Genomic DNA, 6,648 nt, shown 5'->3' with positions numbered 1-6,648 from the left:
GTCCGCCCAGCCGGCGGCCGGCGGAGTCTGCTTCGACTCGGCGAGCTCGTCGACGACAAGGCTGCGCTCGTCGGTCGTGCCGTTGCGATAGGCCTGCCGGCCGACGATGTGCGCCGAGAGGGGGGCTGTGGCGAACTGCATCAGGACGATCGGCGAGACGAGCGCGAGCCCGATGAGGATTCCGCCGACGGTGCGCTGCGACAGGGCGATCGCGAGGCAGATGAGGATGAGGCCGAGCACCTGGGGCTTCGTCGCGGCGTGCAGTCGCGACGGCACGTCACGGAAGCGCAGCAGACCGACGGCGGCCGACAGGCAGAGGATCGCGCCGAGCAGGATCAGCACGAGGATGGCGACGTCTATGACGGCGTCGGGAATGGCGAGACCGAACACGTTCATGGGGTCGTGTTGTCCCTTCTGGCGACGAACCGGGCGACCGAGATCGAACCGAAGACGCCCACGGCGGCGATGATCAGCAGCACCGGGATGTTGCGGGTGTGACCGTTGATCGCCATCTCGGCGCCGAGCACGCACATGACCTCGGTCAGCAGCACGTCGGAGGCGACGGCTCGGTCGAGGATCGAGGGTCCGCGCACGATGCGGATGATCGTCAGGATGGCGGCCACCCCGAAGACGACCATGATCGCCAGCATCAGCACGTTCATCGGGCACCTCCCCTGGTCAGCCCGCCGGCACCACCGGCACGCGCCGCGCGTTCGTCGGCCTTGAGGGCACGGTACTGCGCCGGGGCACCGAGCGCACGCACGACCCGTCGCTCCCACTGCAGCACGCCCTCGCGCTGCTTCTCGACGTCGGCCATGCTGCGAACCCCGATCACGTGCAGGTAGAGCACCTGCCTGTCGCGGTCGGCCTCGACCACGAGCGACCCCGGCACCAGAGAGGAGATGACCGCCACGTGCGTCATCATCAGGTCGTCGGCGTAGCGCAGGGGCACCGCGATGATCGCTGCGCCGGGCTGATGCCGGAAGTCGAACACCTGCATGGTGACCGCGACCGCGCCTCGGAGCACCGCGAACAGGAACTGCACGATCAGGAGGGCGGCGTACCAGATGTTGATGCGCCCGGACAGCTCGACGGTCGGGAGCCGGAAGACGCGCGTGACGAACACCGCCACGACGAGCCCCGAGATGAAGGCCAGCACCGTGAACTGGCTCCACAGCAGCATCCAGAGCACGACGAGCCACGCCAGGAACGGCAGCTGCACCCGGATGTCCCGCCAGAAGTGGCGGCCGGTCTCGGTGGGGCTCATCCGTCGACCTCGTCTTCCAGCTGCACGAGGGTGACCGGGTCGAGCAGAGCCGCACCGATGCGGTCGCACAGTGCGTAGAGCGGCCCGGCGAACACGGTGAGCGCGAGAGTGACTCCGACCATGCCGGCGGTGGCGATCGTCATGATGCGAGGGATGCGGCGACGCTCCTGCTGCTCGTCGGCAGCCGGGGCGTTGCCGAGATACGAGATGCGACCCTCGGTCTCAGTCGAGTCGTCCTCCTCGCGCCAGAACGCGAGGTTCCACGCGCGCATCAGGGCGTAGAGGGTGAGCAGCGAGGTGACGATTCCGCCGAAGATCAGCACGATCATCAGAGGGGTGCCCACGGATGCCGCCGCCTCGAACAGCGCGAACTTGCCGATGAACCCGGAGAACGGCGGGAGCCCGCCCAGGTTGATCGCGGGGATGAAGTAGAGCACGGCGATCACCGGCGCGACCTTGAGCAGACCCTTCACGCGGAGGATCGAGGTGCTTCCCGCTCGGCGCTCGATGAGACCGACGGCGAGGAACAGGGTCGTCTGCACGACGATGTGGTGGACGATGTAGTACACCGTCGCACCGATCGCCGCCGGGGTCGCTATCGCGAGGCCGAAGATCATGTACCCGACGTGGCTCACGAGCGTGAACGACAGGATCCGTTTGAGCTCGGCCTGCGCCACGGCGCCGAGCACGCCGACGATCATGGTCGCGAGAGCGATGATCAGCAGCACGGTGTCGATGCTGTTGTCGGCGAAGAGCTGCGTCTCGGTGCGGATCAGCGCGTAGACGCCGACCTTCGTCAGCAGGCCTGCGAACACGGCGGTGACGGGCGCGGGTGCGGTCGGGTACGAGTCGGGCAGCCAGAACGACACCGGGAAGATCGCGGCCTTGATGCCGAACGCGATCACGAGCATGAGGTGCAGCACGAGCTGCGTCTCCTGCGGGAGCTCGGTCATGCGTTCGGCGATCTGCGCCATGTTCACGGTGCCGAGCGCGCCGTAGATCATCGCGATCGAGGCGAGGAAGAGGATAGACGACACCAGGGAGACGACGATGTAGACGGCACCGGTGCGGATGCGCGACTCAGTGCTCCCCAGGGTTATCAGCACGTACGACGCCACGAGCAGGATCTCGAACCCGACATACAGATTGAACAGGTCACCCGCGATGAAGGCGTTGAAGATTCCCGCGGCGAGGATCAGGTACGACGGGTTGAAGATCGAGATCGGGGTCTCGTCGGTGCCGTCGGCCGCGCCCTGACCGATCGAGAAGAGCAGCACCGCGAGCAGCACGATGCTCGAGACGAGCACGAGGAGAGCCGCGAGCCTGTCGACGTAGAGCACGATGCCGAACGGCACCGGCCACCCGCCGACCGAGACCGCCAGCGGCTCGCCTGCGTCGACGACGACCAGCAGCACGGCGGCGATCACCGACACGGTCGCGAGCGTCGCGACCGTGACGAAGGCCTGCAGGCGCGGGTTGCGACCGAAGATCAGGGTCACCGCAGCGCCGAGCAGCGGAAGGGCGACGAGCAGGGGGACGAGGGCGCTCATCGGCGGTCCTCCTCGTCGTCGGTGTGCTCGGGTGCGCTGTCTTCGGATGCCGTGTCGGCCGCCGTGTCTCGGGCGGCATCGGCCGCGTCGGTCTCGTGAGCCTCGGCCGCGTGCGTGTCGGCATCCGTTCGGAAGTCGTCGGAGGGCGGCGCGTCGGCTGAGTCGTCATCGTCGGACGGGGCCGATTCGGCCGTGAGGACGGATGCTGCGGCATCCGCGTCATCCGCGTCCTCCCCGTCGCCATCGCGCTCGGGGGCACGGGCGGCCGTGGGCCTGTCGGTCGGGGCGTCGTCGTGGATCGAAGGGTGGTCGCGCATGTGCAGCACCGTGATCGGCGATGTCTGCACGCCGACGAAGTCGGTGGTCGCCTCGTCGTCGGCTGCGTCGGCCTCGTCGTCCATGAGGTCCTCGTCGGCGTCGGTGCGCTCGCGGAGAGCGATGTCGGCCTCGTCGTCCTCGACGGTGTCTGCCTGGCCCAGCTGCCACGAGCGGTAGATGAGTGCGAGGAGGAAGGCGGAGACGGCGAAGGTGATGACGATGGCCGTCAGGGTGAGCGCCTGCGGCAGCGGGTCGCTGACCTCGCCCTCGACGCCGTAGAACGGCGCGCTGCCCGGCACACCCATCACGATGAGGAGCAGGAGGTTCGTGGCGTTGCCGAGCAACAGGAAGCCGATCAGCACGCGGGTGAGACTGCGCTCGAGCATCGCATAGACACCGCACGCGAACAGCACGGCCATGATCACGATCAGGGTCAACGAGACATCCATCAGACGCTCACCCCCCGCTCGCGGAACTCCTGCGCCTGACGGTCGACCTCGGCACCGAGGCTCCGCAGGACGTCGAGCACGAGTCCGATCACGACGAGGTAGACGCCGACGTCGAAGACGGTCGAGGTCACGAACTCCATGTGGCCGATCCCGGGGATCTCCCACTCCCAGAAGGTGCTGGTGAGAGGGGCCATGCCGAAGAACAGCGGCACGACCGCGGTGCCCACCGCGAGGATCAGACCGGCACCCAGCAGCCGGCCCGCGTCCGTGGGCGCAGCCGCGCCGAGTTCCCAGCGTCCGCCGGCGACGTAGCGCATGACGAGCGCCATGCCCGCGACGAGTCCGCCGGCGAAGCCGCCACCCGGGAGGTTGTGGCCGGAGAAGAGCAGGAAGATCGATACGACGATGATCGTGTGGAAGAGGATGCGGACGATCACCTCGAGCAGGATCGACCTGTTCTCGGGCTTCATCTTCGGGCCTCCGACGAGCCAGGCGCGGGGGCTGCTCTCGTTCTCATCGGTCTGGAAGCGCACACCCTCGGTCGTCTCGACCAGGGGACGGCTGAGGGTCCGTCGGCGACGGGCTTTGGGAAGCGTCTTGGTCGCCGACAGCATGTCGGCGCGATGCGTCACGAAGACCAGTGATGCGACACCGGTCGCGGCCAGCACGAGCACGGAGAGCTCGCCCATCGTGTCCCAGCCGCGCAGGTCGACCAGTGCGACGTTCACGACGTTCTTCCCGTGGCCGATCTCGTACGCGAGCTTCGGGAAGGTCGCGGAGATGGGGTCGGCGACGCGCGACTGGGTCGCCACGATCGCGACCAGGGCCATCGTCAGGCCGACTCCGACTCCCAGCAGCGCTCGCGGGATGCGACCGACCGACGCGTTGTGCTCGCCCATCCGCGCAGGCAGGCGACGAAGGACGAGTGCGAAGGTCACCATCGTCACGGTCTCGATGAGGATCTGCGTGAGCGCGAGGTCGGGGGCGCCGCTGGTCGCGAAGAGAGCGACCATGCCGAGGCCGGTGATCGAGACGAGCACGACGCCGGTGTACCTCTTCTGAGCCCGCACGGCCATGACGCCGGCGGCGGCCATCAAGGGTGCGACCACGATCTGCGTGGGAGTGTGCCACGCCGAGAGCTGGAAGCGGTCGATGTCGCTGGCGACGAGGGCGGTGATCTCGGCCGCGACGAAGACGACGAAGATCGTGCCGACGTAGACCGGAAGCGAGCCTCGCTGCGTGAGCGTCGTGCTCAGCACCGAGAGGCGGTCGACGCCGCGCATGACCAGGTAGTAGACGTCTGCCGCGGTGAATCGGATCAACCGGGCCTTGCGATCCCACCCTGTGCGCAGCGTGAGCAGGAAGACCGCGGCGCCCAGCAGGATCGACAGGATCGAGATGCCGAGGGCAGGCTCGAGACCATGCCAAAGGGCGAGATGCCCTGGCCCCTCGGCGGGGACCCCCTCGGCGTCGAGCCCGGGCGTCGCGGTGAGGGCGTATCCCTGCAGAGCGACGTCGAGAGCAGGGGCTCCGATGCCCGCCGCGAGGGTGAGGCCGGCGAGGATGATCGGCGCCGACAGGAACCCGACGGGCGGATCGGGCCACGCCGTGTCCGGCAGGCGATCGCCCGCCGCGTCGCGCTTGGTCCAGAAGGCACCCCAGAGGAAGCGGATGCCATATGCCGCGGTGAGAATGGATCCGACGCTGACGCCGATGATGGCGACCAGTCCCCACGGTGATCCATGCAGCGCGTCATCGAGGAGGGCCGTGAGAGTGGACTCCTTCGCGACGAAACCGAGGGTCGGCGCGATGCCCGCCATCGACGCGATGGATATGAATGCCGCAGTCGCCATGACCGGAGCCTGGCGCCCCACGCCGCTCAGCTCATCGATGTCTCGGGTCGACAGCTGCCGGTCGATTACGCCGACGATGAGGAACAGCGCCGACTTGAACAGGGCGTGCGCGATCACGAGTGCGAGACCGGCCAGGGCGCTCGCCTGCGTGCCGTAGCCGATCACGATCGAGAAGAACCCGAGCTGGCTGACGGTGCCGAAGGCGAGGATGCGCTTGAGGTCGGTCTCTCGCAGCGCTTGGATGCCGCCGAGCAGCATCGTCACGATTCCCAGCGAGATGATGATCGGACGCCACGGTCCGGTGAACGCGAAGATCGGGGCGAAGCGCGCGATCAGGTAGATGCCCGCCTTCACCATCGCCGCAGCGTGCAGGTACGCGCTCACGGGAGTCGGCGCCGCCATCGCCCCGGGGAGCCAGAAGTGGAACGGGAAGATCGCGGACTTGCTGATGGCGCCGACGAGCAGCATGACCACGGCGGCATCGACGATGGCCCCTGTCGGCGCGATCTCGAGGATCTCGCGAATGCTCGACGTGCCGGCATCGACGACCAGCAGCACGACTCCGACGAACATCACGAGTCCGCCGAGCGTGGTGACCAGGAGCGCCTGGAGGGCAGCTCGTCGGCTGGCCGCTCGGCGTCGGTAGTGGCCGATGAGGAGGTACGAGAGAATGCTCGTCACCTCCCAGAACATGACGAGCATGACCAGGTCGTCGGTCAGGACGAGACCGTACATAGCACCCGCGAAGCCGAGCAGGACCCCGGCGAACTGGCCGATACCCGCGGAGTCGTCGTGGAAGTACCAACGGCAGTACAGCAGCACGAGGGCGCCGACACCGGTGACGATCAGTGTGAGAACCCAGCCGAGGACGTCCATGTTCATCGACAGGTTCAGTCCGAGCTGCGGGATCCACGCGACCGAGACGAAGGGCGTCGGACCGTCGAGCACCTGGGGGGTGAGCACGAGGGCGTGGATGAATGCCGCAGCGGGAATGAGAGCCGCGATGGCGAATGCCTGAGACCCCAGCCAGCGCACCAGGACGGGCATCAGGATCGACCCGAGGAGGAACACGGCGAGGAGAGTCAGCATATACGCGGCTCCTCAAAGCTCGTCGGCCGGGGGCGGCGCAGGCGGGCGGGCGGGTGTCGATCTCGAGTTTACCTTGATATTTCGCTCTTCAGGGTCGATCATGCCGACGCCGAATCGTCCAA

5 protein-coding genes and 1 pseudogene are annotated in these 6,648 nt (G+C 67.7%); all 6 read right to left on the bottom strand.

The genetic code is table 11. The features are described from left to right. Window positions 1-396: monovalent cation/H(+) antiporter subunit G (gene mnhG / locus QMA07_RS13320; RefSeq protein WP_290162632.1), on the bottom strand; the 396-nt coding region annotated here is incomplete at its 3' end. Next, on the bottom strand, window positions 393-662 hold the full coding sequence (locus QMA07_RS13315) for a monovalent cation/H+ antiporter complex subunit F (RefSeq protein WP_042540345.1): 270 nt from the start codon (window positions 660-662) through the stop codon (window positions 393-395). The genes mnhG and QMA07_RS13315, both read right to left, overlap by 4 nt. After that, window positions 659-1,267 (bottom strand): Na+/H+ antiporter subunit E, encoded by a 609-nt coding sequence (locus tag QMA07_RS13310; protein ID WP_290162629.1) that lies wholly within the window; start codon window positions 1,265-1,267, stop codon window positions 659-661. The genes QMA07_RS13315 and QMA07_RS13310 overlap by 4 nt, the downstream gene beginning before the upstream one ends. Continuing rightward, window positions 1,264-2,817, bottom strand: a complete 1,554-nt coding sequence (locus QMA07_RS13305; RefSeq protein ID WP_290162627.1) for a Na+/H+ antiporter subunit D — start codon at window positions 2,815-2,817, stop codon at window positions 1,264-1,266. Before QMA07_RS13305 ends, QMA07_RS13310 begins: the two co-directional genes overlap by 4 nt. 266 nt (window positions 2,818-3,083) lie before the next feature. Beyond that, a pseudogene (locus QMA07_RS13300) lies at window positions 3,084-3,584 on the bottom strand (Na(+)/H(+) antiporter subunit C); the annotation flags it as partial. Next, complete coding sequence (locus QMA07_RS13295; RefSeq protein WP_290162625.1) at window positions 3,584-6,526, bottom strand: Na+/H+ antiporter subunit A; 2,943 nt, start codon at window positions 6,524-6,526, stop codon at window positions 3,584-3,586. The gene QMA07_RS13295 and the pseudogene QMA07_RS13300, both read right to left, overlap by 1 nt. Between the last annotated feature and the right edge of the window lie 122 nt (window positions 6,527-6,648).

The organism is Microbacterium sp. APC 3901 (assembly GCF_030407765.1).
In the GTDB taxonomy this organism is placed as follows: Bacteria; Actinomycetota; Actinomycetes; order Actinomycetales; family Microbacteriaceae; genus Microbacterium.
Note: the sequence above shows the minus strand (reverse complement) of the source record. Positions and strands in the feature narration are given on the sequence as shown.

Bases quoted from the DNA above. Each gene is read 5' to 3' on its own strand.
- QMA07_RS13315 (WP_042540345.1), bottom strand. From the start codon at position 662: ATGAACGTGCTGATGCTGGCGATCATGGTCGTCTTCGGGGTGGCCGCC.
- QMA07_RS13310 (WP_290162629.1), bottom strand. From the start codon at position 1,267: ATGAGCCCCACCGAGACCGGCCGCCACTTCTGGCGGGACATCCGGGTG.
- QMA07_RS13305 (WP_290162627.1), bottom strand. From the start codon at position 2,817: ATGAGCGCCCTCGTCCCCCTGCTCGTCGCCCTTCCGCTGCTCGGCGCT.
- QMA07_RS13295 (WP_290162625.1), bottom strand. From the start codon at position 6,526: ATGCTGACTCTCCTCGCCGTGTTCCTCCTCGGGTCGATCCTGATGCCC.